This window comes from Paracoccus zhejiangensis, from assembly GCF_002847445.1.
Classification (GTDB): Bacteria; Pseudomonadota; Alphaproteobacteria; order Rhodobacterales; family Rhodobacteraceae; genus Paracoccus; species Paracoccus zhejiangensis.
Window position 1 is genome coordinate 734,899 of record NZ_CP025430.1, and the last position, 26,757, is coordinate 761,655.

Annotated in this window: 24 protein-coding genes; 15 read left to right on the forward strand and 9 right to left on the reverse strand. The window is 66.3% G+C overall.

The window, feature by feature from the left end:
* Positions 1-50: 50 nt before the first annotated feature.
* The gene (locus tag CX676_RS03735; RefSeq protein WP_101751421.1) at positions 51-1,763 is read right to left on the reverse strand and encodes an AMP-binding protein; all 1,713 of its coding nucleotides are present in this window, start codon (positions 1,761-1,763) and stop codon (positions 51-53) included.
* 39 nt (positions 1,764-1,802) lie between these two features.
* Entirely contained in the window at positions 1,803-2,471 is a 669-nt protein-coding gene (locus tag CX676_RS03740) for a cytochrome b/b6 domain-containing protein (RefSeq protein ID WP_157935841.1), read from the reverse strand.
* A gap of 133 nt (positions 2,472-2,604) precedes the next feature.
* Between CX676_RS03740 and qhpR the strand changes: the two genes are divergently transcribed.
* Entirely contained in the window at positions 2,605-3,597 is a 993-nt protein-coding gene (gene qhpR / locus CX676_RS03745; protein WP_101751423.1) for an AraC-like transcriptional regulator QhpR, read from the forward strand.
* On the opposite strand, the gene CX676_RS03750 is transcribed toward qhpR, so the two are convergent.
* Genes CX676_RS03750 through peaA form a run of 6 tightly spaced genes read right to left on the reverse strand, consistent with a single transcriptional unit; the run spans position 3,501 to position 10,279 of the window.
* On the reverse strand, positions 3,501-5,219 hold the full coding sequence (locus CX676_RS03750; RefSeq protein WP_101751424.1) for an ABC transporter ATP-binding protein: 1,719 nt from the start codon (positions 5,217-5,219) through the stop codon (positions 3,501-3,503). The genes qhpR and CX676_RS03750 overlap by 97 nt on opposite strands.
* Positions 5,216-5,869: a subtilisin-like serine protease QhpE gene (gene qhpE, locus CX676_RS03755; protein ID WP_101751425.1), complete on the reverse strand. Its 654-nt coding sequence runs from the start codon at positions 5,867-5,869 to the stop codon at positions 5,216-5,218. Before qhpE ends, CX676_RS03750 begins: the two co-directional genes overlap by 4 nt.
* A 1-nt stretch (position 5,870) precedes the next feature.
* Positions 5,871-6,953, reverse strand: coding sequence for a quinohemoprotein amine dehydrogenase subunit beta (gene peaD, locus CX676_RS03760; RefSeq protein ID WP_101751426.1), 1,083 nt, complete (start codon positions 6,951-6,953; stop codon positions 5,871-5,873).
* Between the two features lie 2 nt (positions 6,954-6,955).
* Positions 6,956-7,282 carry a quinohemoprotein amine dehydrogenase subunit gamma gene (gene qhpC, locus CX676_RS03765; RefSeq protein WP_101751427.1) on the reverse strand — a complete coding sequence of 109 codons (327 nt, stop codon included), beginning with the start codon at positions 7,280-7,282 and terminating at the stop codon, positions 6,956-6,958.
* Positions 7,282-8,712: a quinohemoprotein amine dehydrogenase maturation protein gene (peaB, locus tag CX676_RS03770; RefSeq protein ID WP_101751428.1), complete on the reverse strand. Its 1,431-nt coding sequence runs from the start codon at positions 8,710-8,712 to the stop codon at positions 7,282-7,284. The genes qhpC and peaB overlap by 1 nt, the downstream gene beginning before the upstream one ends.
* A 10-nt stretch (positions 8,713-8,722) precedes the next feature.
* The gene (gene peaA / locus CX676_RS03775; RefSeq protein WP_101751429.1) at positions 8,723-10,279 is read right to left on the reverse strand and encodes a quinohemoprotein amine dehydrogenase subunit alpha; all 1,557 of its coding nucleotides are present in this window, start codon (positions 10,277-10,279) and stop codon (positions 8,723-8,725) included.
* Between the two features lie 181 nt (positions 10,280-10,460).
* Here peaA and qhpG point away from each other — a divergent pair, with 181 nt between their 5' ends.
* A complete protein-coding gene (gene qhpG / locus CX676_RS03780; protein WP_101751430.1) occupies positions 10,461-11,669 on the forward strand; it encodes a flavin-dependent monooxygenase QhpG in 1,209 nt (402 codons plus the stop codon).
* Here qhpG and hemN read toward each other — a convergent pair.
* Positions 11,653-12,996 (reverse strand): oxygen-independent coproporphyrinogen III oxidase, encoded by a 1,344-nt coding sequence (hemN, locus tag CX676_RS03785; RefSeq protein ID WP_101751431.1) that lies wholly within the window; start codon positions 12,994-12,996, stop codon positions 11,653-11,655. The two genes, qhpG and hemN, sit on opposite strands and share 17 nt — an antisense overlap.
* 55 nt (positions 12,997-13,051) lie before the next feature.
* Between hemN and fnrL the strand changes: the two genes are divergently transcribed.
* The 13 genes from fnrL to atpD all read left to right on the forward strand — a co-directional run bounded on the left by fnrL (position 13,052) and on the right by atpD (position 26,748).
* Complete coding sequence (gene fnrL / locus CX676_RS03790) at positions 13,052-13,795, forward strand: transcriptional regulator FnrL (RefSeq protein ID WP_101751432.1); 744 nt, start codon at positions 13,052-13,054, stop codon at positions 13,793-13,795.
* Between the two features lie 291 nt (positions 13,796-14,086).
* On the forward strand, positions 14,087-15,685 hold the full coding sequence (gene ccoN / locus CX676_RS03795; protein ID WP_101751433.1) for a cytochrome-c oxidase, cbb3-type subunit I: 1,599 nt from the start codon (positions 14,087-14,089) through the stop codon (positions 15,683-15,685).
* Between the two features lie 6 nt (positions 15,686-15,691).
* Positions 15,692-16,501, forward strand: a complete 810-nt coding sequence (gene ccoO, locus CX676_RS03800) for a cytochrome-c oxidase, cbb3-type subunit II (protein WP_232816576.1) — start codon at positions 15,692-15,694, stop codon at positions 16,499-16,501.
* 10 nt (positions 16,502-16,511) lie between these two features.
* Positions 16,512-16,727 carry a cbb3-type cytochrome c oxidase subunit 3 gene (locus CX676_RS03805; protein WP_101751434.1) on the forward strand — a complete coding sequence of 72 codons (216 nt, stop codon included), beginning with the start codon at positions 16,512-16,514 and terminating at the stop codon, positions 16,725-16,727.
* Positions 16,727-17,593: a cytochrome-c oxidase, cbb3-type subunit III gene (gene ccoP, locus CX676_RS03810; RefSeq protein WP_101751435.1), complete on the forward strand. Its 867-nt coding sequence runs from the start codon at positions 16,727-16,729 to the stop codon at positions 17,591-17,593. Before CX676_RS03805 ends, ccoP begins: the two co-directional genes overlap by 1 nt.
* A gap of 164 nt (positions 17,594-17,757) precedes the next feature.
* A complete protein-coding gene (ccoG, locus tag CX676_RS03815; protein ID WP_101751436.1) occupies positions 17,758-19,287 on the forward strand; it encodes a cytochrome c oxidase accessory protein CcoG in 1,530 nt (509 codons plus the stop codon).
* Entirely contained in the window at positions 19,284-19,739 is a 456-nt protein-coding gene (locus CX676_RS03820) for a FixH family protein (RefSeq protein ID WP_101751437.1), read from the forward strand. The genes ccoG and CX676_RS03820 overlap by 4 nt, the downstream gene beginning before the upstream one ends.
* The gene (locus tag CX676_RS03825; RefSeq protein WP_101751438.1) at positions 19,736-21,847 is read left to right on the forward strand and encodes a heavy metal translocating P-type ATPase; all 2,112 of its coding nucleotides are present in this window, start codon (positions 19,736-19,738) and stop codon (positions 21,845-21,847) included. The genes CX676_RS03820 and CX676_RS03825 overlap by 4 nt, the downstream gene beginning before the upstream one ends.
* A 3-nt stretch (positions 21,848-21,850) precedes the next feature.
* On the forward strand, positions 21,851-22,042 hold the full coding sequence (ccoS, locus tag CX676_RS03830; RefSeq protein WP_101751439.1) for a cbb3-type cytochrome oxidase assembly protein CcoS: 192 nt from the start codon (positions 21,851-21,853) through the stop codon (positions 22,040-22,042).
* Positions 22,043-22,310: 268 nt separating this feature from the next.
* On the forward strand, positions 22,311-22,877 hold the full coding sequence (locus CX676_RS03835; RefSeq protein WP_101751440.1) for a F0F1 ATP synthase subunit delta: 567 nt from the start codon (positions 22,311-22,313) through the stop codon (positions 22,875-22,877).
* On the forward strand, positions 22,877-24,412 hold the full coding sequence (gene atpA / locus CX676_RS03840) for a F0F1 ATP synthase subunit alpha (RefSeq protein WP_101751441.1): 1,536 nt from the start codon (positions 22,877-22,879) through the stop codon (positions 24,410-24,412). Before CX676_RS03835 ends, atpA begins: the two co-directional genes overlap by 1 nt.
* Before the next feature lie 12 nt (positions 24,413-24,424).
* Positions 24,425-25,306 carry a F0F1 ATP synthase subunit gamma gene (locus CX676_RS03845; protein WP_101751442.1) on the forward strand — a complete coding sequence of 294 codons (882 nt, stop codon included), beginning with the start codon at positions 24,425-24,427 and terminating at the stop codon, positions 25,304-25,306.
* 17 nt (positions 25,307-25,323) lie between these two features.
* Entirely contained in the window at positions 25,324-26,748 is a 1,425-nt protein-coding gene (gene atpD / locus CX676_RS03850) for a F0F1 ATP synthase subunit beta (RefSeq protein WP_101751443.1), read from the forward strand.
* Positions 26,749-26,757 lie beyond the last annotated feature (9 nt).

The window sequence follows — 26,757 nt, forward strand, 5'->3', positions numbered from 1 at the left end:
GGAGTGCCCGCAATCGCGGCAAGCCGCCCGAATTTCGGGCAAGGGGCGGATCAGGCGGTCTTGATCTCGCTGAGCCCCAATTCCTCGATCATCGCATCGCGCATGACGAATTTCTGCGCCTTGCCGGTCACCGTCATTGGCAGTTCGGGGCGGAAACGGACATAGCGCGGCACCTTGTAATGCGCCATCAAGCCCTTGGCAAAGCTGCGGATATCCTCTTCCGTTGCGCTGATGCCCGGCTTCAGCACGATCCATGCGGCGACCTCTTCGCCGTATTTCTCGTCGGGCACGCCAAAGACCTGCACCAGCTGCACCGCCGGATGCTGGAACAGGTATTCCTCGATCTCGCGCGGATAGATGTTCTCGCCGCCGCGGATCAGCATGTCCTTGACCCGCCCGACGATGTTGCAAAAGCCCTCGTCGTCGATCACCGCCAGGTCGCCGGTCTGCATCCAACCCTCGGCATCGACCGACTCGGCGGTCTTTTTCGGTTCGTTCCAATAGCCCTTCATCACCGAATAACCCCGTGTGCACAGCTGCCCGGTGGTGCCGACCGGCACGGTCTGGCCCTCGCCATCGATCAGCTTGACCTCGAGATGCGGATGGATGCGCCCGACCGTGGTCACGCGCTTTTCCAGCGGGTCATCGGTATGGGACTGGAACGAGACCGGCGAGGTCTCGGTCATGCCATAGGCGATGGTCACTTCCGCCATGTGCATCTGGCTGACGACGCGCTTCATCACCTCGATCGGGCAGGGCGCGCCGGCCATGATGCCGGTGCGCAGGCTCGACAGGTCGTGATGGTGGAAGCGCTCGGTGTCCAGCATGGCCGAGAACATGGTCGGCACGCCGTAAAGCGCGGTGCAGCGTTCGGCGGCGATGGCGGTCAGCACCTGTTCGGGATCGAAGCCCTCGCCCGGAAAGACCATGGTCGCGCCCTTCGAGACCGATCCCAGCACCCCCATCACCATGCCGAAGCAATGGTAAAGCGGCACCGGGATGCACAGCCGGTCCTCGGGCGTGAAGCCCATGGTGCGGGTGACGAAATGGCCGTTGTTGACGATGTTGCGGTGGCTCAGCGTCGCGCCCTTGGGCAGTCCCGTGGTGCCCGAGGTGAACTGGATGTTGATCGCGTCATCGGGTGACAGCACCGCGCTGATCCGGTCGAGCCGGGCGGTATCGGAAGGGGTGGCGGCGATCTCGGCAAAGTTCAGCATGCCGGGGATGTCGGTGCCGTCGCCCATGCGGATGACCATGCGCAGATCGGGCAGGCGTTCGGCCATCAGTGCGCCGGGCTGGGCGGTGTCCAGTTCCGGTGCCAGTTGCCGGATCATGCCCAGGTAGTCCGAGCTCTTGAAGCGGTCGGCCAAGACCAGCGCGCGGACGCCGACATGGCGCAGTGCATATTCCAGTTCGCCCACGCGATAGGCCGGGTTCACGTTGACCAGCACCGCACAGATCCGCGCGGTGGCGAATTGCGTCAGCACCCATTCGGGACGGTTCGGCGACCAGATGCCGACGCGGTCGCCCCGCGTGATGCCGAGGTTGAGAAGCCCCGTCGCCAGCCGGTCCACCGCCGCGCCGAACTCGGCATAGGTCAGGCGCAGCCCGTGCTCGGGAAAGATCAGCGCCTCGCGGTCGGGATGGGCGGCCATCGCCCCCTGTAGCAGCTCAAAAATGGTTTCCTCGCGCAGCGGGCTGTCGACCGGCCCGGCGACCCGGCTTTCCGCGGCGCTGACCGGCGCCTCCTGGTAGATGCTCATTGCCTTGTCCTTTCAGCGATTGGCCGGGCGCAGCGCGCCTCAGGCCGTTGTCCATGAATAGATCGCCAGCCCGACCCACAGCGCCGCGCCGATCAGCGGGGCCAGCCGATGGGCGAGGGGCGGCAGGCGCAACCGGATCCAGCGGCGCGGGCTCGGCTGGCGGCGCATCAGCCAGACGCGGCAGGCGAGGATCACATGGGTGATCGCCAGCGCCGAGAAAAGCCAGAAGCTCTGGATGTGGAAATCGCGGGTGACGGGGCCGGCGGCAAGGCGCTCGGGCACGAAGGGCACCCGGTTCGGCAAGCCCCACCAGACCGGCGCATAGCCCCAGCCCGGTCCCATGCCATGCAGGATCGGCCCTGACACCGGAATGACGAACGCCCCCACCATCAGCCCCCAGAAGACCACCCGGTCAAGCACCGGCGCCCAGCCCACCCGGCCCGTCGGCACCGCCCGCCGTCGCCAGGGCCGCAAGGCTATGGCGAGGCCGGGAACGAGGAACAGCATCGCCAGTCCGACAGTCTTGTGCAATCCATAAATGGTGACCGTCCAGGCCGCCTCGCGACCCGCCGCATAGGGCAGCAGGTTGCCGTATTCGCTGATCCCGATGGCCAGAACCAGCCCGGGGGCGAGAATCCAGTGGAAGGTCCGCTCGGCCAGCCGCAAGAGCCGGCGCCCCGGTCTGGCCGCGCGCGATGCAGCTTGCACGGGTTTTCGATCCGTGTCCTGATTAGTCACGATATTTCAAGATGTTGAGTGATTTCATCGGCGGCTCGACACGCAGGTTTTCGTTGACGTAGCGTCGCCCTGCCGCTAACCCTTGGGCGGGGGGAAATTGGTGATGGACAGCCCGTGGATCATCTCGGGTCCCTTGACGGCGGTCGAGGCGATCACGACCGGGGGCGTGGCCTCTGACTGTCGATCCGACGGCACCATGCCCCTGCGCGATTTCGTTGCCAGCCTTGAACGCATGGCCTCGGGTCTGGTCGATCCGGCGGCGATCTGGCGCGCCGGCGAGGTGATGGACCTGGCCCATCTCAGCGCGGTCGGCGTCGCGGTCGGGGCGGCCCCCACGCTTGGCGCGGCGCTGCGCTGTTTCGTCAGCTATTTCGGCACCGTGCAATCGGCCACATCGCTGGATCTGGAACAGGACGGCGATCTGGTGCGGGTGCGCTATCGCGTGCTGGACGAGGATATCTGGCCGCGCGCCGCCGATGCGCAGCTGACGCTGGGGCTGGTCGCCGGCATGGTCAGGCGCTTTGCCCCCGATGCCGACCGGGTGCTGGCGGCCCAGCTTGAGGACAGCGATTGCCGCTCGGCCCGGGCGATCTCGGCGCATCTGGCGCGGCCGATCCGGGGCGGCACCTACAATGCGCTGATCTTTCCCGCGCGGCTGATGGATCGCAGCCCGCGCCGGGTCGAGACGGAACCGCCCACTGATTTCCGCGATGCCATTCAGGCGCTGGACCAGCATCTGCGCAAGGTCCGGGTGAACCAGCCGGTCAGCGACCGGGTGATCGACCTCCTGCTGCGCCGCATGGGGCAGGAGGCGGCGGATCAGGATGCCATCGCCCGCGCCATGGGCATGTCGCGCCGCACGCTCCGCCGCAAGCTCGAGGGCGAGAACAGTTCCTTCCACGAGCTGAACGAGATCTGCCGCCGCAATATCGGCCGCGCGCTGCTGACCCGCAGCGAGCTGCCGATGATCGAGATCGCGCTGCGTCTTGGCTATTCCGATCATACCGCGTTCTCGCGGGCGTTCTCGCGCTGGTTCGGCATGTCGCCGCGCGACATCCGCAAGGCGGCGGGATCGGGCTCCAGCGTCACCACCTGATCAAAGGCCAGTTCGCGGGCGGGGCCGGCGTGGGCAATCATCAGGATCGTGCGGTCCGGGAACGTCGTCAGGATGGCGTGCAAGATGGTCCGCGCCGTGGGCGCATCGACCTCGGATAGGCATTCATCCAGCACCAGCACGCGAAAGGGCAGCATCAGCGCACGCGCCAGCGCGATCCGCTGACGCTCGCCGCCCGAGAGATTGCGACCGGCCTCGGTCAGTGGGGTGTCGGCGGGCAGGTCGATCGCGGCGAGGGTCAGGGCTTGGGCGATCTGCGCATCGCTGGCCTCGGGGTCCGCGAGGAGCAGGTTCTCGGCGATGGTGCCGCGAAAGAGGGTGGCCGATTGCGGGACAACGGCGACCGCGCGGCGCAGGGCCAGCGGGTCCAGCCCGGCCACATCCTCGGCATCGAGATAGACCCTTGCGCCGGTTGCCGGGGCCGACAGTCCCGCCGCCAGTCCGGTCAGCGTCGATTTTCCGATGCCCGACGGTCCGTCGATCAGCACCCGCGAACCGGCGGGAATGGTGAGGCTTACCGGCAGGTGCTTACCCGTGCGCCCGCGCGCCCGCACGAAGCGCAAGGCACCGGGACCGGGCGACGGCGCGCGGCCGCCGCGCTCGTCCATCTCGGGTCCGGCCAGTGCATTCAGCCGCGCCAGCGCCACCTGCGCCTGTGCCTGCGCGTGGTAGAGACCCAAGAGGTTCTGCAACGGCCCGGTCATCATGCCGACATAGCTGAGAAAGGCGATCAAGGCACCGACCTGCCATTGCCCGGTGACGACGAGCCAGCCGCCGCCCAGCAGGATGCCGACGCGGACCAGCGCGCCGGTGATCTGCGGCACGGCGCTGACGAATTCCGACCAGCGGCGCTGGCGCATGAGCAGCGCGATCTGCCGCGATTGCAGCGGCGCGAATCCGGCGGCGCGCAGCGGCTGCGCCCCGAGCGTCCGCAGCGTGGTCAGCCCGGAAAAACCCTCGGCGAGATAGGAACTGACTTCGCCCCGGTTGCTGCGGATCTCCTCGGCGCGCTGCCTCGTGCGCGGGCGCGCCCAGCTGAGAAAGGCGAGGTTCAGCGGTGCCGCCATCAGCGGGATCAGCGCCAGCCGCCAGTCGAGGACGAACAGCATCACCGTGCCGCCGACCAGCCGGAACACCGATGAGGCCGCCGCCAGCACCGTGTCAAAGCCGAAACGCTGAATTTCAGCCGTGTCGCCATCGACCCGCGCCATGGTCTCGCCAAGGGTCAGCTGGGGTTGGTCAGGGCGGCGGAACAGCAGCGCGTCCAGTATCCGCCCGCGCAGGTCCACCAGCATCCGGGCCGAGAAATGCAGGTGCATCAGGCTGTTGCCCACGGAACTGGCGAGGATCACCAGCCCGACGGCAAAGGTCAGCGCCGCATAATGCAGGACCGCCGGCCAATCCTGAGCCAAGAGCCCCTGATCAATCAGCATTTTTGTGAGCCAAGGCGGGAGCAGCGCCACCAGCGCCGCCATGAGCGATCCCGCCAGCACGATACCGATGCCCGGCAGGGCGCGGGCCAGCACCGGCACCAGCCACGGCCGCGCCGCACCTCCGAAGACGCCGCGCAGCAATTGCGCGGCCAACCAGTCGCGGGCGCTCATCGGGCGGCGGCCCGGCGGCGCTCGGGGCCGACATGTATGGCTTGCGCGGCGAGCCAGCCGAAAGGATCGCCCCGCGCCTCGTCCAGATGCGCGGCCAGATGCCCGGCGACGCGGGCGGCGGCGAGGCTGGCGCCGCCCATGCCCTTCCCGCCCTGTTCGGGCGAGGCGCACCACGCGCCGATGATGTTTCCGGGCAGCAAGGACAGGTCATTCCAGCCACAGCGCGCATCGCCGGTGGCGGCGATCACGTCCGGATAGGCGGCGGGCCAGCAGGGCGCGCCACGGGCCGGCGAGGCGGCAACGAGGATGACGCCCCGCTCCGCCGCCCGCGTACAGGCATCCCGCAGAACGGCACGGTCAGCGGCAAGACCAAGGCTCAACAGGATCAGGTCGCAATCCGCGGCGAGCCAGTCCACCGCCCGCGCCACCCGGTCCGCGCTGGTCACCGGCTTTTCGTCGAACACCTGCGCATGACGCAAGCGAACGTCCGGCGCGGCGCGCTTGAGCATCGCGGCAACCGCGCTGCCATGCCCCAGCCGGTCGGGCCGGGCCGGGCCATCGCCCTCGGCATGAAAGGCGCGCGAATCCTGCATCTGGCCGGCGGGGCCGCCGCTGTCCACGATACCGATCAGGGGCGCGCGCGCCGCCATGTCACTCGTCCCGCTGGAACACGCGGGTCGAGGCCAGCGAGATCGAGGCGCCGTCGGGCATCAGCACCTCGCCCTTGCGCTCCAGCGTCTCGGCATCATAGGCCGCCACATCGCCCATCGCGCCCCCCAGATAGACGGTCTTGCCATCGCTCGAGACGTTCACCGAGTAGTAACTGTGCGGCAGCGGCACCCGCTTGATCGGCTTCGAGGTGGCAAGGTCGAAACTGGAAAGGTTGTTATAGGCGGCATAGAGCCGGGTCTTGTCGGTCGGGCTGACCGCCGAGGAGAAATAGAAGATATCGGCCACCTCGACCTCCTGCATCTTCAGCTCGCCGGTGGTCAGGTCCTGCGTCAGCATCCCGGTGCGGAAGGCGGTCGGATCGCCCGGCAGGTCCAGCCGCGCGGCATAGAAGGGGGTCGAGATCACATCGGCCTGCTCGAATTGCGACCAGGCGTCCAGCACGTCGGGCTGCGAATATTTCTCGGTCTCCCAGCCATGGATCGGCTTTTCCTCGATCTGCTTGCCGGTGGCGTCGAAGACATACATCTTGCGCCCCATGCCGAAGATCTTGGTGCCGTCGGTGGACCAGGCCAGCAGACCGATCTGCCTCGGCGCCTCGACGGTGGATTTCAGCGCCCCGGTCTCGGCGTCATAGAACGCGAGCCGCGAGGGCTGCACCTGAAACTCGTCGGCCAGCATCTTCACCGGGCTCTGGAACACCACCAGCGTCTTGCCATCGGGCGACAGGTCCATGCCGAACATGCCCTTCACCCGCTCGTCGGCGCTGGTCATGTCGATGCGGTTCACCGTCTCGCCCGAGACCAGATCGACGATGGCGATGCTTTCCAGCTTGTTCATCATCACATAGGCGCGGGTGCCCTCGGCATTCACCACCGGCAATTGCGGGACCGGGCCGGCGTTTTCCAGCGTGATCACCTTGTCGATGGCCATGGCCTCGGCATCGACGATGACCAGCTTGTCGGGCCGCGATGGCACAATCAGGTAATCCTTGGCCATGGCGGGCAGGGCGGTCGCCATCAGCGCGGCAAGGGCGGTGGCGATCTTGGCGGGGCGGAGCGTCATGGTCACACCTTGCTTTCGGGGAAGACGGATTGCAGCTGGCGCCAGTCCTTGTGGACATCGGCGGCATCATCGGACCAGTTCGGATAGGTGTTCATGGTGTCGGCTACCTGCGCCGGCCACCAGCAGGGATCGGCGCAACCATAAAGATCGGCCTCCATCGGCTGGCACAGGTTGCCGACGCCGCCAAAGGCGTCGATCTCCCATCCCGGATCAAACGAGGTGGTGCAGCCGACCATCGAGTTCATGGCGACGACCTCGTCCTCCTTGCCTTCGGCGGCGGCCTCGGTGAATTGCTGGGCCTTGGCATTGGCGGGGGTCAGATGTTTCATCAGGCGGCACTCCTGGGCTGAAGATGGGCGCGGAAGAACCCGGGGTTCGCGCGCATGATGCGGGTATAGGCAGCGATGCCGAAATCGACCCAATCGCGCAGCAGGTCGCAATAGTGATAGACTGGCGCGAAGGGATCGCCCTGTCGGGCATAGCTTTCGTGATAGCAGCCGCCCGCGCAGATCGAGCGGATGCGGCAGGTCTTGCAGCCGAAATTGCTGCGGTCCTGCGCCTGTTCGACAAAGGCAGCCAGCTTCGGCACGTCGATGCCCTTGTTCACATTGCCATAGGTCGGCTGGTTCGAGCCGACGAAGCGGTGGCAGAGGTGCAGGTCGCCCTCCTTGTCCACCGCCAGAAGACCAAGGCCGGCGCCGCAGGGCACGGCCTTCTTCATGCCGCTGGCGATGTCGGACAGCAGCTGGTGCATGTTCGAGAAGCCGATATTCTCCCCCCGGATCGCCGCCTCGACATAGCGGCGGCCAAGGGTTTTCATGTCCTCGAAGACCGATTTCAGCATCTCGGGTTGCAGGTTGAAAACCGCGATCGGTCCCGAGGTCGCCGGGCCAAAGCCCACCTCGGCAAAGCCCAGATCGTTGATCAGGTGATCATGGATCGCCAGCACATCGGTCACGCCTGCGGTCAGTGTCACCCGCGCGCCCACCGGCCGTGCGTTATAGCGCGAGAGCAGCATCGCGACCTTCTTCGCCACCACGTCATAGGTGCCGCGCCCGCCCACGGTCTTGCGGTTCTTGTCATGCAGCGCGCGTGGCCCGTCCATGCTGACCGTCAAGCCGAAGCGATGGGCGTTCAGCCAGTCGACGATTTCCTCGGTCAGAAGCGTGGCATTGGTGGTCAGGGTGAAATCGACCGTCTTGCCAAGATCGGCCACCTGCGCCTCGGTGTAATCGACCACCTGCCGGATCAGCGGCATGTTCGACAGCGGCTCGCCGCCGAAGAAGACCACGTTCACCTTGTCGCGGCTGGCCGCCTGTTTCAGCAGCAGGTCGATCGCGGCGCGGGCGGTGGCAAAGTCCATCTTCTCGCCCTTGGCGGGCGTGGTCAGGTCTTCCTTGTAGCAATAGGTGCAAGCGAGGTTGCAGCCGGTATTCACGTTGAGGATGATCGTGGACAGGGGAATGTCCTCGACCTTCTGCACGGTGATCGGCCGGCCCGGATCGGCGCTGTCCCTGAGGATATCGAGGGTGATCAGGCTCTGCACGCTTTCGGCCAGATCGGCGGGCGGGAAGCGATGGCCCAGCTCGCTTTGCAGCGTGCCGGCGTCAGCCACGCCCAGCTTGCGGAAAAGCTCGTAGACCGAGGCGCTTACCGTATCCATCTCGAAGAGGCTCGAGGTCGGCACATGCATCAGCATGGCCAGCCCATCCACATCGACGCGGTGGGCATTGTGTTTGATCAGTGTCAGCGAACCCATGATGCCCCCCTCAGCGGATCGGTGTGTCGACGAAACGCTGGACCGTGGCGTAAAGATGCCCGCGACCCTCCAGCGTGGTCTCGCCATCCTTGACGGTGGCGATGACGGCGAGGTTGCCGGTGTTGTTGGTGCCCATCACCCGTTCGGGATTGGGGCCGGCATCGGCGGGGTGGAAGACACCGCTGGCGTCGATCTCGCCCGCGAATTGTGCGTCCTTCATGTCGGCGGCGATCTTGTCGAAATCCTCGACCTTCCACTCCGCCGTCAGCGCGCCAACGCGGATGTCATCCTCGGTCCCGGGCTTGCCATCGGCGCCATTGAGCCAGCCGATCGCGTCGAAGGTGGCGGGCTGTTTCGGGATCGGGCCATCGGCCCCGCCAACGCGGGAATAGGTCGTGGCGGGCTCGACCGAGACCCGGTCAAGCGCGGTATAGACAGCGACGGCATCGGCCAGCTTCGCCTCGCCCACGCCGATCTCGCCGCGACCGGCGGCGGCATCGGCGGCGGCGGTGACCTTCAGCACCACGGCAGCCGGATCGCTGCTGACCACCTCGGCGGTCAGCCCGGCGGGCAGGATCGGATCACCCGAGAGGCCGACACCGGCGATCCGCATCTCGACCGTTTCGCCGGCCTTCACATGGTCGGGCGCGACCGACAGGATCTGCGCCGCCCCGTCGCTGCGCACGGCATGGATGCGCCCGCCGACCGAGCTTTGCCCGGTGTGGAACCAGCGCCCTTCCATCGAGCCATCGGCGCGAAGTGCCATCACCTCGCGCAGCCTCTGCTCGCCCGCCGTCATCGAGGCGCGCCATTCGCCGGCCCCGTAGAGATAGGCCTGCCCGCTGCGCTCCTCGGTCGAGCCATCGGCAAAGGTCAGGGACTGGGTGACGGTATAGCCATCACCCTCCTTGGCGATGGTCAGCGTGCCGTCATAGGCACCGCGCCCCGGCTGCCGCCCGGCAATGCGCCATTCTCCCGACAGATCGGCGTCGGATTTCGCCGGTGCCTCGCCGTGGACATAGGCCTCGGTCAGGTTCTTCAGCACCTGGTCATTGGCGATGGCCCACCAGTCGCGGTCCCGCGCCAGCGCCTGATATTCCAGCGAAGGATATTGGCCGAGATGGAAGTTGATCAGCTTCTTCCAGTCATCGCCGGTGCGCCGCTGCAATGCCACCCGGGCATAGGAATGGCAGCGACCGCAGGTCTCGCTCATCAGCTGGTCGGGCCCCTGGTCGGTGGCATTCGGTTCCTGTTCGAGGATATAGCGCCGGCCCTCGGTCTCCTCGATGGTCAGCCCGCGCGTATCGGCCAGGTGGCGCACGACAGAGACGAATTCCTCGTCGCTCAGCGGCACGCCGTAATTGCGCATCATTCGCACCACGTTCATCTCCCAGCCCTCGGGGGTGCGGCGGCTGTCATCGATGCGGGAGTATTTGCCATCCTCGCCCTGCACATGGCAGGCGGCGCAGACGGTCGACAGGACCTCTTCGCCATCCTGTGCCAGCGCAGGCGCGGCGGTCAGGAGGGCGGCGGAGGCGAGAAGCGTGGCGAGGGAGGTGCGGTGCATCGCGTCGATGATCCTCTGGCTGGGCGGCCGGGCCGCGGGACTGGAGTTGACGCGGAGTGAAGCAGAGGGCCGCAGGCGAAAACTTGACATTTTCGGACACAGTGGACCGGCGGGGCAGAATGGCCGCAAATGTCACCTTTCCGTTGCGCGGGATGCGGATGCTGCCGGCAAGGGGGTGCCGATGGCCCATGACTATGACGTGCTGGTGGTCGGCGGTGGCCCGGCGGGGGCGGTGTTTGCCCTGCTTGCCGCCCGCGACGGCTGCCGGGTGGCGCTGATCGACCCGAACCGCAGCGTGCCGCGCAGCGAGGGGATGAGCCCGCGCCTTCAGGGCTGGTTGCAGCAGGCGGGGCTGTTCGACGCGCCGGCGATGCGGGCGGTCACGGCGCCGCGCAGCAGTTATTGGGATGGCCCGCCGGTTCAGGCCAATGCCGAGCTGATCGTGGACCGCGCCGCGGTTGATGCGCATCTGCGCCGCATGGCCGGGGCGGCGGACGTGCGGGTCATCGAGGGCACTGCGCTGCCCTTGCCGGGCCGGGCCGAGATGGACGGCGGGCAGGGGCTGACGGCGCGTTTTGTCATCGACGCGAGGGGTCGCCGCGCCCATCGCGCGCGGTCCTTGGTCACGCGGGGGCCGGCCACCATTGCCATCGGCGCGGCGCTGAAGGTGGAGGCCGGGCAGGGGGCGGGTAGCCGGATTCTGCCCTTGGATCAGGGGTGGCTCTGGCTGGCCGCGCGGGGCGATGGCACCGCTTGGGCGCAGCTGACGCTGGATGCTGCCGATCCCGAGGGCCGTGCCGCCGAGGCGCGGCTGGCGGAAGGTCTGAGGGCGGCGAGTGCCGGACTGCCGCTGGTTCTGGGGGTCGAAGGCGATCCGCTGATCCGCGACGCCACGCCGGTTCTTGCGGCGCCCGCCGAGGAGCTGGCGGTGCTGCCCATCGGTGATGCAGCCTCGGCGATGGACCCGCTGTCAGGGCACGGCATGTTCTGGGCGGTGTCCTCGGCGCTGGCCGCCACCGCCGTCCGGCGCACGCTGATGCGGCGTGATGACGCCGAGACCCGCGATCTGGCCCTGCGCTTCCTCGCGCAGCGGCACGCCGATGTTTACCCGCGCCAAGCCCGTCTGGGTCGGGATTTCATCCGGCAGCAATCAGCCCGGTTGCATCTGCCCTTCTGGTCCCGCCGCGCCGGGTTTCCCGATGACACTCCGCTGGAGGCACCGGCGGAGAGCCATATCGCCCGCCGCATCGTGGTTGAGGATGGCGTGCTGGCCGAGGCGGAGGTGGTGGTGACGTCGCACAGCCCGGCAGGCATGGCCTGGGTCGGACCGGATCGTGCCGTCGATCTGTTGCGGAAGGCGCAGGCGGATGCCGTCAGACCGCCGCGCTGAAACGCTGCCCCGGCTCGCTGGTCGAGCCAAGCGAGGCGGCCATGATCCGGGTCAGCGGCCAGGCCCAGTGCTTGACCCGCAGCAGCCGCCCATCGAACTCGACGCAATCGCCGAAGTCCTGCACCAGCTGCGCGGCCCGCGCTGCGGCCTCGCCAGCCGAAGCGCCGAATTCCTCGATCCTCAGGTCGTGATAGCACATCAGGCTTTCGACCATGTGCCCGACCAGAAGGTCGGTCTCCGTCAGCGCCGTGCCGCGGGCGATGGGCAACTCGCCGCGGGCAACCCGGGCCTGATAGCGGCCGGTCGAGGGCTCGTTCTGGGCATAGCCCGCCGGGTGGCGCGAGATCGACGAGGCGCCAAGCCCGATCAGCACCGGGGCGCGGTCATCGGTATAGCCCTGGAAATTCCGCGCCAGCCGGCGTTCGTTGAAGGCGATGGCAAGGCTGTCATCGGGCCGGGCGAAATGGTCGATGCCGATCTGGCGGAAGCCCGCACCCAGCAGCCAGTGCTGCGCCAGTTCGGTCAGGTCTAGCCGCTCCTCGGGCGAGGGCAGGGCCTCGGTCGGGATCATCACTTGCCGCTTCGAGACCCATGGCACATGGGCATAGCCATAAAGCGCCAGCCGCGACGGATCGAGTTGCAGCACATGGTCCAGCGTCCGCGACAGCGTATCGCGCCGCTGGTAGGGCAGGCCGTAAAGCAGGTCGAGATTGATGGCGTGGATGCCGAGGTCGCGCAGGCTGTCGATGGCCTCGGTGGTGACCATCAGCGATTGCGCCCGGCCGATGGCCACCTGCACGCGCGGCTCGAAATCCTGGATGCCGATGCTGGCGCGGTTCAGCCCGTACTGGGCCAGCATGGCCAGCCGCTCGCGGTCGCATTCGGTGGGATCGATCTCGACCGAAAACTCGTCGAGCGCGCCAAGACCGAACACGCGGTCCAACCCGCCCAGCAGCCGGTCGATCAACTCGGGCGGCAGGATCGTGGGGGTGCCGCCGCCCAGGTGCAACCGGGTGATCCTGATCTCGGGCGGCAGCTGTCGGCGGATCAGCGCCGCCTCGGACAGAAGCGAGGCGACGTAACCTCCAAGCGCCGTTCCGGTCTTGGTGCCCTGGGTCCGGCAGGCGCAGAACCAGCAGAGCCTGCGGCAAAACGGAACATGGACATAGAGCGATATTGCCTGTTTTGAGGGCACTTGCCCCAGCCAGGCGGCATAGTCGGCAGACCCGACCGCAGCCGTGAACCGGGTGGCGGGTGGGTAGCTGGTGAAGCGCGGAACGCGTGCGTCAAAAAGGCCGTGGCGGCGAAGCTTGGATCGGATGCTCATGGAGTGATATACTATGCCCCGCATTAAACGCCGCCTTGATCCAGATCAAAAAAATATGACCGCGCTGCATTCCCTGTCTCACCGTGTCGACTGCAATGCTTGCCCGATCCGCCATCGCGCGGTCTGCGCGAAATGCGAGACGGACGAGCTGGAGCAGCTGAACCGGATCAAGTTCTACAAGACCTTCACCGCCGGCCAGGTCATTGCGATCCGCGGCGAACAGCTGGACATCGTTGCCTCGATCGTCGCGGGCACGGCCTCGCTGACCCGTTCGATAAATGACGGGCGGGTGCAGATGATCGGGTTGCTGCTGCCCTCGGATTTCATCGGCCGTCCGGGCCGCGAGGCGGCGCCCTATGACATCACCGCCATCACCGATGTGACACTCTGTTGTTTTCACAAGCGTCCGTTCGAGCGTTTGCTGCTCGAGATGCCGCATGTGGGCGAACGGCTTCTGGAAATGTCGCTGGACGAGCTCGATGCGGCGCGTGACTGGATGCTGCTTCTGGGCCGCAAGACCGCGCGTGAACGCATCGCCAGCCTGCTGGCGCTGATTCTGAAACGCGCCAACCTGCCGATGGATCTGCAGGGCGAGGGCTGCCAGATCGACCTGCCGATCACCCGCGAGATGATGGCGAATTTCCTTGGCCTGACGATCGAGACCGTCAGTCGCCAGCTGACCGGGCTGGCCAAGGAAGGCATCATCCAGATCGAGGGCAAACGCGGTATCCACGTGCCCGACCTCTCGGCGCTGCTGGCCGAGACCGGCGACGACACCGATGGCGGCGTCGACTACTGAGTCGCGAGGCGCCGCCCGAGCGGCCAAAATCATCCCTGAACAGCGTCGCAACCGCCCTATCCGTCGACCCGGAGGCTGCGACAAATCGGCACAGGCCGGGTGCCGTCGACCCCGGTCCGTGCCGTCCCGTCAACAAATGACCGGCCTCCCTCCCGTTCCTTTTCCCTATCCGTCGCGGCATCGCCAGACCTTGATCTAGATCAATGCACCGTGATCGCCGCGGCCCTAGCGAGACCCTGCGAACAGAAGCGCGCGTCATTTTCGCGCGCCGAGACTCACGAGGGATTTCCGATGACAGATGCCGCAAAACTGACCGGGCTCGGACTCGTCGCCCTGTTCATGGCCATTGCCGCGAACTGGGCGCATGATCTCGCCTATCAGGTCCATGCCCTGATCCTGATGGCCCTGTCGGCGGGGCTGGCCATCAATATCATGCGCAATGCCGACAAGCCGAAAAAGCCCGTCGATACCACGGGCTACATGGATGACGTGGTGCGGGCGGGCGCCATCGCCACCGCCTTCTGGGGCATCGTCGGCTTCCTGGTCGGCGTGGTCATCGCCTTTCAGCTGGCCTTCCCGGCGCTGAACATCGAATGGGCCCAGCCCTTCGCCAATTTCGGCCGGCTGCGTCCGCTGCATACCAGCGCGGTGATCTTTGCCTTTGGCGGCAATGCGCTGATCATGTCCTGTTTCTACATCGTCCAGCGCACCTCGGGCGCGCGGCTCTGGGGCGGCAATCTCGCCTGGTTCGTGTTCTGGGGATACAACCTGTTCATCGTGCTGGCGGCGACGGGCTATGTGCTGGGCGCGACCCAGTCCAAGGAATATGCCGAGCCGGAATGGTATGTGGACTGGTGGCTGACCATCGTCTGGGTCTGCCTGCTGGCGATCTATGTCGGCACGCTGGCGCGGCGGCGCGAGAAGCACATCTATGTCGCCAACTGGTTCCTGCTCTCGTTCATCATCACCGTGGCGATGCTGCACATCGTCAACAACATCTCGATCCCGGTCTCGATCTGGGGCTCGAAATCGGTGCAGATCTTTGCCGGCGTGCAGGATGCCATGACGCAATGGTGGTATGGCCACAACGCGGTGGGCTTCTTCCTGACGGCGGGCTTCCTCGGCATGATGTATTACTTCGTGCCGAAACAGGCCGAGCGCCCGGTCTACAGCTACAAGCTGTCGATCATCCACTTCTGGGGGCTGATCTTCCTCTATATCTGGGCCGGTCCGCACCACCTGCATTACACTGCCCTGCCGGATTGGGCCGCGACGCTTGGCATGGTCTTCTCGATCATCCTGTGGATGCCCAGCTGGGGCGGGATGATCAACGGGTTGATGACGCTGAACGGGGCCTGGGACAAGCTGAGGACCGACCCGATCATCCGCATGATGGTCATCAGCCTCGCCTTCTACGGCATGGCGACCTTCGAGGGGCCGATGATGTCGATCCGCTCGGTCAACTCGCTGTCCCATTACACCGACTGGACCATCGGACACGTGCATTCCGGCGCGCTTGGCTGGAACGGCATGATCACCTTCGGCGCGCTCTACTATCTGACCCCGCGGCTCTGGGGGCGCGAGCGGATGTACTCGATGTCGGCGATCAACTGGCACTTCTGGCTCGCGACCATCGGCATCGTTCTCTACGCCAGCTCGATGTGGGTCACCGGCATCATGGAGGGCCTGATGTGGCGCGAGGTCGATGCCCAGGGCTTCCTGGTCAACAGCTTCGCCGACACCGTAGCCGCGAAATTCCCGATGTACGTGGTGCGCGCACTGGGCGGAACGCTGTTCCTCGCCGGGGGTGTGCTGATGGGCTGGAACATGTGGATGACCATCCGGGGGGGCGTCCGCGCCCCGGCCCCGGCGCAAGTCCCGGCAGAGTGAGAGACGATGATGGCAAACGACCCGAAAACCAGCCCGGCGCAAACCGCCGAAGCCTCCGCCAGTGCCGGGACCACTGCGACCAAGCCGCGCCGGTCCATCCTTGACCGGCACGCCCTGATCGAACGCAGCGCCTCGCTTCTGTTCATCTTCTCGCTCGCCGTGGTGTCGATCGGCGGCATCGTCGAGATCGCGCCGCTGTTCTATCTCGAGAACACCATCGAGAAGGTCGAGGGCGTTCGGCCCTATACGCCGCTCGAATTGACCGGGCGCGACATCTATGTGCGCGAGGGTTGCTATACCTGCCACAGCCAGATGATCCGGCCGATGCGCGACGAGGTCGAGCGTTACGGCCATTACTCGCTGGCCGCCGAGTCGATGTATGACCACCCCCATCAATGGGGTTCCAAGCGCACCGGCCCGGATCTGGCGCGGGTCGGCGGGCGCTATTCCGACGCCTGGCATGTCGATCACCTGAAGGACCCGCAATCGGTGGTGCCCGAAAGCGTGATGCCGAAATATGCCTTCCTCGCCGAGACGAAGATCGAGCCGGCCCATACCGAGGCGCTGGTCAAGACCCATCGCCTCGTCGGCGTTCCCTATAGCGACGAGATGGTGGCCTCGGCCAAGGCGGATTTCTGGGCGCAGGCCAACCCGGATGCCGACACCGACGGCCTTCTGGAACGCTATCCCGGTGCGGTGGTGTCGAACTTCGACGGCCAGCCGCAGCTGACCGAGATGGATGCGCTGATCGCCTATATGCAGATGCTGGGCACGCTGGTCGATTTCTCGACCTTCACCCCGGACGCAAGCCGGTAGGGAGGGCGCGATGGATACCTATACCCTGCTGCGCCAATTCGCCGACAGCTGGGCGCTGGCCGCGATGACCGCCTTCTATATCGGCGCCATCCTCTGGGTCTTCCGCCCCGGTTCGCGCAAGGCCCATGACGAGGCGGCGAGCCTGCCCTTCCGATTTGAGAATGCGCCCGGCGTGACGCCGGACGCGACCAAGCCAGCCGACCAGACGACGAAGGGGAAAGCCTGATGGACGACAAAGAAACGCGGGACCCCGTCACCGGCGTCGACACGACCGGCCATGAATGGGACGGCATCAGAGAGCTGAACAACCCGATGCCGCGCTGGTGGCTGTGGACGCTCTACGGCACCATCGTCTGGGGCATCGGCTATGCCATCGCCTATCCGGCCTGGCCGCTGGTCCAGGGCGCCACATCCGGTCTGCTGGGCTATTCCACCCGTGGCGAGGTCGCGGCCGAGATCGCCGCCGTCGATGCCCGCAATGCCGAGGTCAGCGCCACGCTGGCCGCCGCCGATCTGGCCGCGCTGCCGGTCGATGACCCGGCCTATCAATTCGGCGTCTCGGGCGGGGCGGCGGTGTTCCGCGCCAATTGCTCGCAATGCCACGGGGCAGGGGCGGCGGGCGGGGTCGGCTATCCGAACCTGCTGGATGACAGCTGGCTTTGGGGCGGCACGCTGGACGATATCGAATACACCGTGCGCCACGGCATCCGCAACGACATCGACGCTGATGCCCGCTTCTCGCAGATGCCGGCCTTCGGCGAGATGCTGACCAAGCCCGAGATCGCCGAGATCGCCGAACATGTGCTGGCCCTGTCGGGACAGGATCACGACGCGGCCAAGGCCGAGGCGGGGGCCACGCTTTTCGCCGACAACTGCGCAAGCTGCCATGGCGAAACGGGCACCGGCGACCGCGAACAGGGCGCGCCCGACCTGACCGATGCGATCTGGCTTTACAGCGGCACGCGCGAGGCGGTGACGGAAACCATCACCAACGCACGCTTCGGCGTCATGCCGGCCTGGGGGCCGCGCCTCTCGGATGCCGAGATCAAGGCGGTGACGCTGTATGTCCACCAGCTTGGGGGCGGTGAGTAATCCCGCCTCCTTGGCCGGGCTGGTCCCGGCGGTGCCCCGGTCCGGTGATCTGTTCGCAACTTGTCCGGGACCGGGGCACCACTTTTTGCCCGACTTGATCCAGATCAATGCCGCCTCTGTCGCCAGATGACAAGCTGCGCGCGCGAACAGACAGGTCACATTTCATGAACGAGTCCAATTCCGGCAGCCTCTATGCGGCACGCGAGCCGATCTTTCCCAAGCGGGTCTCGGGCAAGTTCCGCCAGCTGAAATGGTGGATCCTCGGCATCACGCTGGTGATCTATTACATCACCCCCTGGATCCGTTGGGATCGCGGGCCAAGCCTGCCCGATCAGGCGGTGCTGGTCGATCTGGCGCATCGGCGCTTCTATTTCTTCTGGATCCAGATCTGGCCGCATGAATTCTATTTCGTTGCCGGCCTGTTGATCATGGCCGGGATCGGCCTCTTCATCTTCACCTCGGCGCTTGGCCGGGTCTGGTGTGGCTATGCCTGCCCGCAGACGGTCTGGACCGATCTCTTCATCCTCGTCGAGCGCTGGATCGAGGGCGATCGCAACGCCCGCGTGCGGCTGTGGAACGCGCCATGGTCTGCAAGGAAGGCGCGGCTGAGGCTGACGAAATGGCTGGTCTGGCTCATGATCGCGGTGGCGACCGGCGGGGCCTGGATCTTCTATTTCGCCGATGCGCCGACGCTTCTGCGCGATTTCCTGACCTTTCAAGCGCCGGTTGTCGCCTATTCTACCGTCGCCGTGCTGACCGCCACCACCTTCATCTTCGGCGGCTTCATGCGCGAGCAGATCTGCATCTACATGTGCCCCTGGCCGCGCATCCAGGCGGCGATGATGGATCCCGACACGCTGACCGTGGCCTATCGCGACTGGCGGGGCGAGCCGCGCGGCAAGGGCATGCGCCGCCGCGCTGCTGCTGCTGAGACCTATGCCGGGGGCGAGACCGGTGGCCGCCGCTCGCCGGTGATTCCGGTTCCGGGTCTGGCACAGGCCGCCGTCGCGCCGGTGCTGGCGCGGGAAACGCCGGGGGACTGCATCGACTGCAATGCCTGCGTGAATGTCTGCCCGATGGGCATCGACATCCGCGACGGCCAGCAGATGGCTTGCATCACCTGCGCGCTGTGCATCGATGCCTGCGACGAGGTGATGGTGAAGATTGGCAAGCCGCGCGGGCTGATCGACTACCTGGCGCTGTCGGACGAGCCGCGCGAGCGCGCGGGCGATCCGCCGCGCCCGATCCGCCAGCATGTCTTCCGCTTTCGCACCCTGCTTTACACCGCGATCTGGGCGGTCTTCGGCCTCGGCCTTCTCTGGGCGCTGTTCGTGCGGCCCGAGATCGACGTGACCGTCTCGCCGATCCGCAACCCGCAATTCGTCACCCTGTCCGACGGCGCCATCCGCAACGCCTATGACATCCGGCTGCGGAACAAGCATGGCGACGAACGCCCCTTCCGCATCGTGCTGGCAGAGGGCAGCGGGCTGGCTGTCACGCTGGAAGGGGCCAGCGGCGACGAGGTGATGGTGCCCGCCGACATGACCGCGCTGCACCGCGTCTACGTCACCGCTCCGGCCGGCTCTGCCCCGGCGGCGGCCGATGCCTCGCCGGTCAGCTTCCTGATCACCGAGCCGGTCTCGGGCGAAAGCGTCGAGGTCGGCAGCGTCTTCAACGGAAAGGGTTCAGAATGAGCCGAGAACTCAAGGGCTATCATGTGGCGCTGATCTTCGGGTCGTGTTTCGCCATCATCATCGCCGTCAACCTGGTGCTGGCCACCCAGGCGATCCGCACCTTTCCCGGGCTCGAGGTCAAGAATTCCTATGTCGCCAGCCAAAGCTTCGACCATGACCGGGCGGCGCAGGATGCGCTTGGCTGGCAGGTGGGCGTCACGGTCAAGGACGGGGTGCTGCGGCTTGGCATCGGCGATCGCTCCGGCCCGGTCAAGGCACGGATCATCGAGGCGAAACTGGGCCGGTCCAGCTTTGCCGGCGACGACCGGATGCTCGAGATGCAAGAGGGTAACGGCGTCTATTTCGCCGAGGTGCCGGGGCTGGCGCCCGGGGCCTGGCGCTTCTGGCTGACCGCCGAGGCGGGGGATGGCACGCTGTTCAAGCAGAGCCATGACCTGTGGGTGCCGAAATGAGCGTCGCCGCCTGCCCGGGCTGCACCCTTGGTGAAGCCGCGCCCGATCCCTCGACGAAACCGCAGGATGCCGGTTACGAACTGGTCCTGCCGCGCATCCATTGCGCCGCCTGCATCTCGGGGATCGAGACGGTGCTGAACGCCGCGCCCGGCGTGCAGACCGCCCGGGTGAACCTGACCCGCAAGCGCGCCTGGGTGACTGCTGCGCCGGATGCCGACCCGAGCCGCTGGGTCGAGGCGCTGGCCGAGGCTGGATACGAGGCGCACGAGGTCGCGGCTGGCCAGATCCCGGTCGAGAAGGGGCCGGATCTCGCCCTGCACCTGGGCATCTCGGGCTTTGCGATGATGAACGTGATGCTTCTGTCGGTCGCGGTCTGGTCGGGTGCGGCGGATGTGACCCGCAACTTCATGTACTGGGTCAGCGCGCTGATCGCCTTGCCCGCCACCGCCTATGCCGCGCAACCGTTTTTCCGCAATGCCTGGAACGCGCTGAAGGCCGGCCGGCTGGACATGGACCTGCCGATCTCGCTGGCCATCATCGGGGCCAGCGGCATGTCGCTGTGGGAAACCATCTATGGCGGCCGCCATGCCTGGTTCGAGGCGGCGCTGTCGCTGACCTTCTTCCTGCTGGCCGGGCGCTATCTCGACCAGACCATGCGGCAGGCGGTTCGGTCCGCCGCGGCCGATCTGGCGGCGCTGGAGCCGCGCCGGGTCCACCGGATCGAGGAAGGCCAGCGCGTCTCGCGCCCGATCGAGGAGATCCGGGTGGGCGACCAGCTGTGGCTGGCTGCCGGCGCGCGGGTGCCGGTCGATGCGCTGCTGGTCGATGCCAGTGTGCAGCTGGACCGCAGCGCCATGACGGGCGAATCCGATCCGGTCGAGCGGCGGGCGGGGCAGGACCTGGTGGCGGGTGACGTGGTCCTGACCGGGCCGGTGGTGATCCGCGCCACTGCCGTCGGCGAAAGCACCACCCTGCGCCGCATGGCCCGGCTGATCGCCACCGCCGAGACCGCGCGCGGCCGCTTTGCCAGCCTCGCCGAACGCGCCGCGACGATCTATACCCCGGTGATCCACGTGGTCGCGCTGATCACCTTCATCGGCTGGTTGGTGGTGACCGGCGATGTCCGGCAATCGCTGAACGTCGCCATCGCTACGCTGATCATCACCTGCCCCTGCGGCCTCGGCCTCGCCATCCCGGCGGTTTCGGCGGCGGCGACCGGGCGGCTCTATCGCCACGGCTGCCTGGTGCGGAACGATACTGCGCTCGAGCGGCTGGCGCAGATCGACATGGTGGTGTTCGACAAGACCGGGACCCTGACCCGGCAGGAGCTGATGCTGCCCGATGGGCTCAGCGATACCGTCCGCCAGGTGCTGCGCGGCCTTGCCAATGTCTCGGATCATCCGCTGTCGCGCGGGCTGCGGGCCAGCCTGCGCACGGTCACGCCGGCCCCGCTGGAACACATGCGCGAGCTGCCGGGCAAGGGTGTCAGCGCGATCTGGGACGGCACCCCGGTCTCGCTGATGGCGGCCGAGGATGGCTGTGCCTCGATCCTGTCGATCGGCCGGAAGAAGATCAAGCTGGAGCGGATCGAGCGGATCGTGCCCGGCGGCGCCGAACTGGTCGCGGGCCTGCAGAAGCACGGGCTGGAGATCGGCCTGCTCAGCGGCGATAGCGACTGCCGGGCGCGGCAGATCGGGGCCGAGCTGGGTATTACCCGGATCTGGGCCGAGATGACCGCCAGCCACAAGATCGAGGTGATCAAGGGGCTGCGGGCAGGGGGCTGCCGGGTGCTGATGGTCGGCGACGGGCTGAACGATGCCGCCGCGCTGACCGCCGCCAATGCCTCCATCGCGCCGGGCCATGCGCTGGATGTCAGCCGCAGCGCCGCCGACGTGGTGGTCACCGGCGAGATCGGGCTGATCTCCGAGGTGCTCTGCACCGCCCACAAGGCCCGCCGGCGGATGCTGGAGAACCTGTGGATGTCGGGGATCTACAACGTCGTGGCGATTCCGGTCGCGGTGCTGGGCCTTGCCTCGCCCCTGCTGGCCGCCGTGGTCATGTCGATCAGCTCGCTGACGGTCACCCTGAATGCGCTGCGTGTGAGATAGGCCATGAACATCCTTCTGATCCTGATCCCGGTCTCGCTGTTCCTCGGCGGGCTGGCGCTGGTGCTGTTCGTCTGGACGCTGCGCGCCGATCAATATGACGATCCCGACGGTGCGGCCAACCGGGTGCTCTTGGACGACGACCAGCGACCCGCCGGGCCGCGCCAGGGAATCACCCGGACGACAGCAGAGCGCTGAATCCCTCGCAACTGCGACAGGCTGACGCAGGGCAGTGACCGCACGGCCCCACGACCTTGGTAGCGCCTGACGCGGTCGCAATGCCGCAGGGCGGCGCAAGCCTCTCAATTCCGTGTCCTTCACAGTTGCAGGTCACCAAATCACCTGCTAGAGACGCCCCAGATTTTCAGGGCAGGCAGTCCCGACGCCGCCGGCCCCCCGACCCGCAAGCCCCGCGACAGACCGGCCTAGGCCGGCCCGCCAGTGGGGTATGCGCAAACCGTGAAGGATGACCGTGGCCAACACTGCTTCCATGTCCCAAAGCATCGCCGGGCGCTACGCACAGGCTGTGTTTGACCTCGCGCGTGACGAAGGCGGCATCGACCGCATCGCCACGGAACTGGACCAATTGCAGGGCGCGCTGGATGACAGCGCCGAACTGCGCGACGTGATCGGATCGCCGCTGTATTCGCGCGACGACCAGAAAAAGGCCATCGCCGCGCTGGCGCAGAAGATGGGCCTTGGCGCGACGCTGGCCAATACGCTGCAGCTGATGGCCTCGAACCGCCGGCTGTTCGTGCTGCCGGCGCTGATCGCCCAGCTGCGCGGCCTGATCGCCGATGCGCGCGGCGAGATCACAGCCGATGTCACCAGCGCCGTCGCGCTGAGCGACGAGCAGAAAAACAAGCTGACCGAAACGCTCGCCAAGAAATCGGGCAAGACCGTCAAGCTGAATACCCGCGTCGATGAGGCTCTCATCGGCGGGATGATTGTCAAGCTGGGTTCGCAGATGATCGACAGTTCGGTCCGCTCGAAGCTCGCTTCCCTGCAGAACGCTATGAAAGAGGTTGGATAATGGGAATCCAGGCAGCCGAGATTTCGGCGATCCTCAAGGATCAGATCAAGAATTTCGGGCAGGATGCCCAGGTGGCCGAAGTCGGCCAGGTGCTGTCGGTCGGTGACGGTATCGCCCGTGTCTACGGCCTCGACAAGGTCCAGGCCGGCGAGATGGTCGAATTCCCCGGCGGCATTCGCGGCATGGTGCTGAACCTCGAAACCGACAACGTCGGCGTCGTGATCTTCGGCGACGACCGTGACATCAAGGAAGGCGACACCGTCAAGCGGACCGGCGCCATCGTGGAAGTGCCGACCGGCAAGGGCCTTCTGGGCCGCGTCGTCGACGCGCTTGGCAACCCGATCGACGGCAAGGGCCCGATCGTTGACCCGATCATGGCCATCGCCGACGTGAAGGCTCCCGGCATCATGCCGCGCAAATCGGTGCACGAGCCGATGGCGACCGGCCTCAAGTCGGTTGACGCGATGATCCCGATCGGCCGCGGCCAGCGCGAGCTGATCATCGGCGACCGTCAGACCGGCAAGACCGCCGTGGCCCTGGACACGATCCTGAACCAGAAAAACTACAACGGCCGCGAAGCCGAGGGCATGAAGTCGCTCTACTGCATCTACGTCGCCGTCGGCCAGAAGCGCTCGACCGTGGCCCAGCTGGTGCAGAAGCTGGAAGAAACCGGCGCGATGGAATACTCGATCGTCGTCGCCGCTACCGCGTCGGACCCGGCGCCGATGCAGTACCTGGCGCCCTATTCGGCCACCGCGATGGGCGAATATTTCCGCGACAACGGCATGGACGCGCTGATGATCTATGACGACCTGTCCAAGCAGGCCGTTGCCTACCGCCAGATGTCGCTGCTGCTGCGCCGTCCGCCCGGCCGTGAAGCCTATCCGGGCGACGTGTTCTACCTGCACTCGCGCCTGCTCGAGCGTTCGGCCAAGATGAACGAGAACAACGGCGCCGGTTCGCTGACCGCGCTGCCGATCATCGAAACCCAGGCGGGCGACGTGTCGGCCTATATCCCGACCAACGTGATCTCGATCACCGACGGCCAGATCTTCCTGGAAACCGACCTGTTCTTCCAGGGCATCCGCCCGGCCGTGAACACCGGTCTGTCGGTCAGCCGCGTGGGTTCGGCTGCCCAGACCAAGGCGATGAAATCGGTCGCCGGTCCGGTCAAGCTGGAACTGGCCCAGTATCGCGAAATGGCTGCCTTCGCTCAGTTCGGTTCGGACCTCGACGCCGCGACGCAGAAGCTGCTGAACCGCGGTGCGCGCCTGACCGAGCTGATGAAGCAGCCGCAATACCAGCCGCTGACCAACGCCGAGATCGTGATCGTCATCTATGCCGGCACCAAGGGCTACGTGGATAACGTCCCGGTGCGCGACGTGGTGGCCTGGGAACAGGGCCTGATCCAGTTCCTGCGCAACCAGAAGCAGTCGCTGCTAGACGACATCACTACCAATGACCGCAAGGTCTCGGGTGATCTCGAGGATGCGATCAAGTCGGCGCTGAACGAATACGCCAAGACCCGCGCTTAAGGAGGCTGAGATATGCCCAGCCTTAAGGACCTCAAGAACCGGATCGGAAGCGTCAAGAACACGCGGAAGATCACCAAGGCGATGCAAATGGTCGCCGCCGCCAAATTGCGCCGTGCGCAAGAGGCGGCGGAAGCCGCGCGTCCCTATGCCGAGCGCATGTCGGCCGTCATGGCCGGCCTGACCGCCAGTGCCCAGGGTTCGGACAATGCGCCGCGCCTGCTGGCCGGCACCGGCAGCGATGACCGGCAATTGCTGGTTGTCATGACCTCGGAACGCGGCCTCGCGGGCGGGTTCAACAGCTCGATCGTCAAGCTGGCCCGCCAGCGGGCCGAGCTGCTGCGCGCCCAGGGCAAGCAGGTCGAGATCATGACCGTCGGCAAGAAGGGCCGCGAGCAGCTGAAGCGCGAGTTCGCCAAGCAGATGATCCATCACGTGGATCTCTCCGAGGTGAAGCGCATCGGCTATGACAATGCCCGCGGCATTGCCGACGAGGTGCTGTCGCGCTTCGAGGATGGTGGCTTCGACGTGGCCACGATCTTCTACAACCGCTTTGAATCGGTGATCAGCCAGATTCCGACCGAACAGCAGATCATTCCTGCGGTGACGGCCGAGGGCGGTGACGCGACCGGCGGTGCGGATTCGCAATATGATTACGAACCCGGCGAGGATGCCATTCTGGCTGATCTGCTGCCGCGTTCGGTCGCGACGCAGATCTTTGCGGCGCTCCTTGAGAATGCGGCCTCTGAACAGGGCGCCCGGATGTCGGCCATGGACAACGCCACGCGCAACGCGGGTGACATGATCGACCGCCTGACGACCCAGTACAACCGTTCGCGTCAGGCCGCGATCACCAAGGAACTCATCGAAATCATCTCGGGCGCCGAGGCGCTCTGACACGTAGGGGTAAAGACATGGCAGAGGCCAAAGGTAAAATCACGCAGGTGATCGGCGCCGTCGTCGACGTGCAGTTCGACGGCCCGCTTCCCGCGATTCTGAACGCTCTGGAAACCGAGAACAACGGCAAGCGGCTGGTTCTGGAAGTGGCCCAGCACCTGGGCGAGAACACCGTCCGCACCATCGCCATGGACGCCAGCGAAGGCCTGGTCCGTGGTGCTCCGGTGACCGACACGGGCGGCCCGATCTCGGTGCCGGTCGGCAACGCGACGCTCGGCCGCATCCTGAACGTCGTCGGCGAGCCGGTGGACGAGGGCGGTCCGGTCAACTCTACCGAAACCCGCGCCATCCACCAGCCGGCCCCCGACTTCGCGTCGCAGGCGACCAGCTCGGAGATTCTCGTCACCGGCATCAAGGTCATCGACCTGCTGGCTCCCTACTCCAAGGGCGGCAAGATCGGCCTCTTCGGTGGCGCCGGCGTGGGCAAGACGGTTCTGATCATGGAACTGATCAACAACATCGCCAAGGTGCACTCGGGTTACTCGGTGTTCGCGGGCGTGGGTGAACGCACCCGTGAAGGCAACGACCTTTACCACGAGATGGTGGAATCGGGCGTTATCAAGCCGGACAACCTGGAAGAATCGCAGGTGGCGCTGGTCTACGGCCAGATGAACGAGCCGCCGGGAGCCCGGATGCGCGTTGCGCTGACCGGTCTGACCGTGGCCGAACAGTTCCGCGATGCCACCGGCACCGACGTTCTGTTCTTCGTCGACAACATCTTCCGCTTTACCCAGGCGGGTTCGGAAGTGTCGGCGCTCTTGGGTCGTATCCCGTCCGCCGTGGGTTACCAGCCGACGCTGGCCACCGACATGGGCGCGATGCAGGAACGCATCACCTCGACCAAGAACGGCTCGATCACCTCGATCCAGGCCGTCTACGTTCCGGCCGACGACCTTACCGACCCGGCACCGGCCACGACCTTCGCCCACCTCGACGCCACGACCGTGCTGTCGCGCGCGATCTCGGAACTGGGCATCTACCCGGCCGTGGACCCGCTCGACTCGAACAGCCGTATCCTCGACCCGGCCATCGTCGGCGAGGAGCATTACCAGGTTGCCCGTGACGTTCAGGGTATCCTGCAGAAGTACAAGTCGCTGCAGGACATCATCGCCATTCTGGGCATGGACGAGCTGTCGGAAGAGGACAAGCTGACCGTGGCCCGCGCCCGGAAGATCCAGCGCTTCCTGTCGCAGCCCTTCGACGTTGCGAAGGTCTTCACCGGTTCGGACGGCGTTCAGGTGCCGCTGGAGGACACCATCAAGTCCTTCGCCGCGGTCGTGAAAGGCGAGTACGACCACCTGCCCGAAGCGGCCTTCTACATGGTTGGCGGCATCGAGGATGTGAAGGCGAAAGCCGAGCGTCTGGCTGCAGAAGCCGCGTAAGGGGGCGAT

What these genes read in the sequence shown, in the direction of transcription:
- CX676_RS03735 (WP_101751421.1), bottom strand. Translation starts at nt 1,763, where the DNA reads ATGAGCATCTACCAGGAGGCGCCGGTCAGCGCCGCGGAAAGCCGGGTC.
- qhpR (WP_101751423.1), top strand. Translation starts at nt 2,605, where the DNA reads ATGGACAGCCCGTGGATCATCTCGGGTCCCTTGACGGCGGTCGAGGCG.
- CX676_RS03750 (WP_101751424.1), bottom strand. Translation starts at nt 5,219, where the DNA reads ATGAGCGCCCGCGACTGGTTGGCCGCGCAATTGCTGCGCGGCGTCTTC.
- qhpE (WP_101751425.1), bottom strand. Translation starts at nt 5,869, where the DNA reads ATGGCGGCGCGCGCGCCCCTGATCGGTATCGTGGACAGCGGCGGCCCC.
- peaD (WP_101751426.1), bottom strand. Translation starts at nt 6,953, where the DNA reads ATGACGCTCCGCCCCGCCAAGATCGCCACCGCCCTTGCCGCGCTGATG.
- qhpC (WP_101751427.1), bottom strand. Translation starts at nt 7,282, where the DNA reads ATGAAACATCTGACCCCCGCCAATGCCAAGGCCCAGCAATTCACCGAG.
- peaB (WP_101751428.1), bottom strand. Translation starts at nt 8,712, where the DNA reads ATGGGTTCGCTGACACTGATCAAACACAATGCCCACCGCGTCGATGTG.
- peaA (WP_101751429.1), bottom strand. Translation starts at nt 10,279, where the DNA reads ATGCACCGCACCTCCCTCGCCACGCTTCTCGCCTCCGCCGCCCTCCTG.
- qhpG (WP_101751430.1), top strand. Translation starts at nt 10,461, where the DNA reads ATGGCCCATGACTATGACGTGCTGGTGGTCGGCGGTGGCCCGGCGGGG.
- hemN (WP_101751431.1), bottom strand. Translation starts at nt 12,996, where the DNA reads ATGAGCATCCGATCCAAGCTTCGCCGCCACGGCCTTTTTGACGCACGC.
- fnrL (WP_101751432.1), top strand. Translation starts at nt 13,052, where the DNA reads ATGACCGCGCTGCATTCCCTGTCTCACCGTGTCGACTGCAATGCTTGC.
- ccoN (WP_101751433.1), top strand. Translation starts at nt 14,087, where the DNA reads ATGACAGATGCCGCAAAACTGACCGGGCTCGGACTCGTCGCCCTGTTC.
- ccoO (WP_232816576.1), top strand. Translation starts at nt 15,692, where the DNA reads ATGATGGCAAACGACCCGAAAACCAGCCCGGCGCAAACCGCCGAAGCC.
- CX676_RS03805 (WP_101751434.1), top strand. Translation starts at nt 16,512, where the DNA reads ATGGATACCTATACCCTGCTGCGCCAATTCGCCGACAGCTGGGCGCTG.
- ccoP (WP_101751435.1), top strand. Translation starts at nt 16,727, where the DNA reads ATGGACGACAAAGAAACGCGGGACCCCGTCACCGGCGTCGACACGACC.
- ccoG (WP_101751436.1), top strand. Translation starts at nt 17,758, where the DNA reads ATGAACGAGTCCAATTCCGGCAGCCTCTATGCGGCACGCGAGCCGATC.
- CX676_RS03820 (WP_101751437.1), top strand. Translation starts at nt 19,284, where the DNA reads ATGAGCCGAGAACTCAAGGGCTATCATGTGGCGCTGATCTTCGGGTCG.
- CX676_RS03825 (WP_101751438.1), top strand. Translation starts at nt 19,736, where the DNA reads ATGAGCGTCGCCGCCTGCCCGGGCTGCACCCTTGGTGAAGCCGCGCCC.
- ccoS (WP_101751439.1), top strand. Translation starts at nt 21,851, where the DNA reads ATGAACATCCTTCTGATCCTGATCCCGGTCTCGCTGTTCCTCGGCGGG.
- CX676_RS03835 (WP_101751440.1), top strand. Translation starts at nt 22,311, where the DNA reads ATGACCGTGGCCAACACTGCTTCCATGTCCCAAAGCATCGCCGGGCGC.
- atpA (WP_101751441.1), top strand. Translation starts at nt 22,877, where the DNA reads ATGGGAATCCAGGCAGCCGAGATTTCGGCGATCCTCAAGGATCAGATC.
- CX676_RS03845 (WP_101751442.1), top strand. Translation starts at nt 24,425, where the DNA reads ATGCCCAGCCTTAAGGACCTCAAGAACCGGATCGGAAGCGTCAAGAAC.
- atpD (WP_101751443.1), top strand. Translation starts at nt 25,324, where the DNA reads ATGGCAGAGGCCAAAGGTAAAATCACGCAGGTGATCGGCGCCGTCGTC.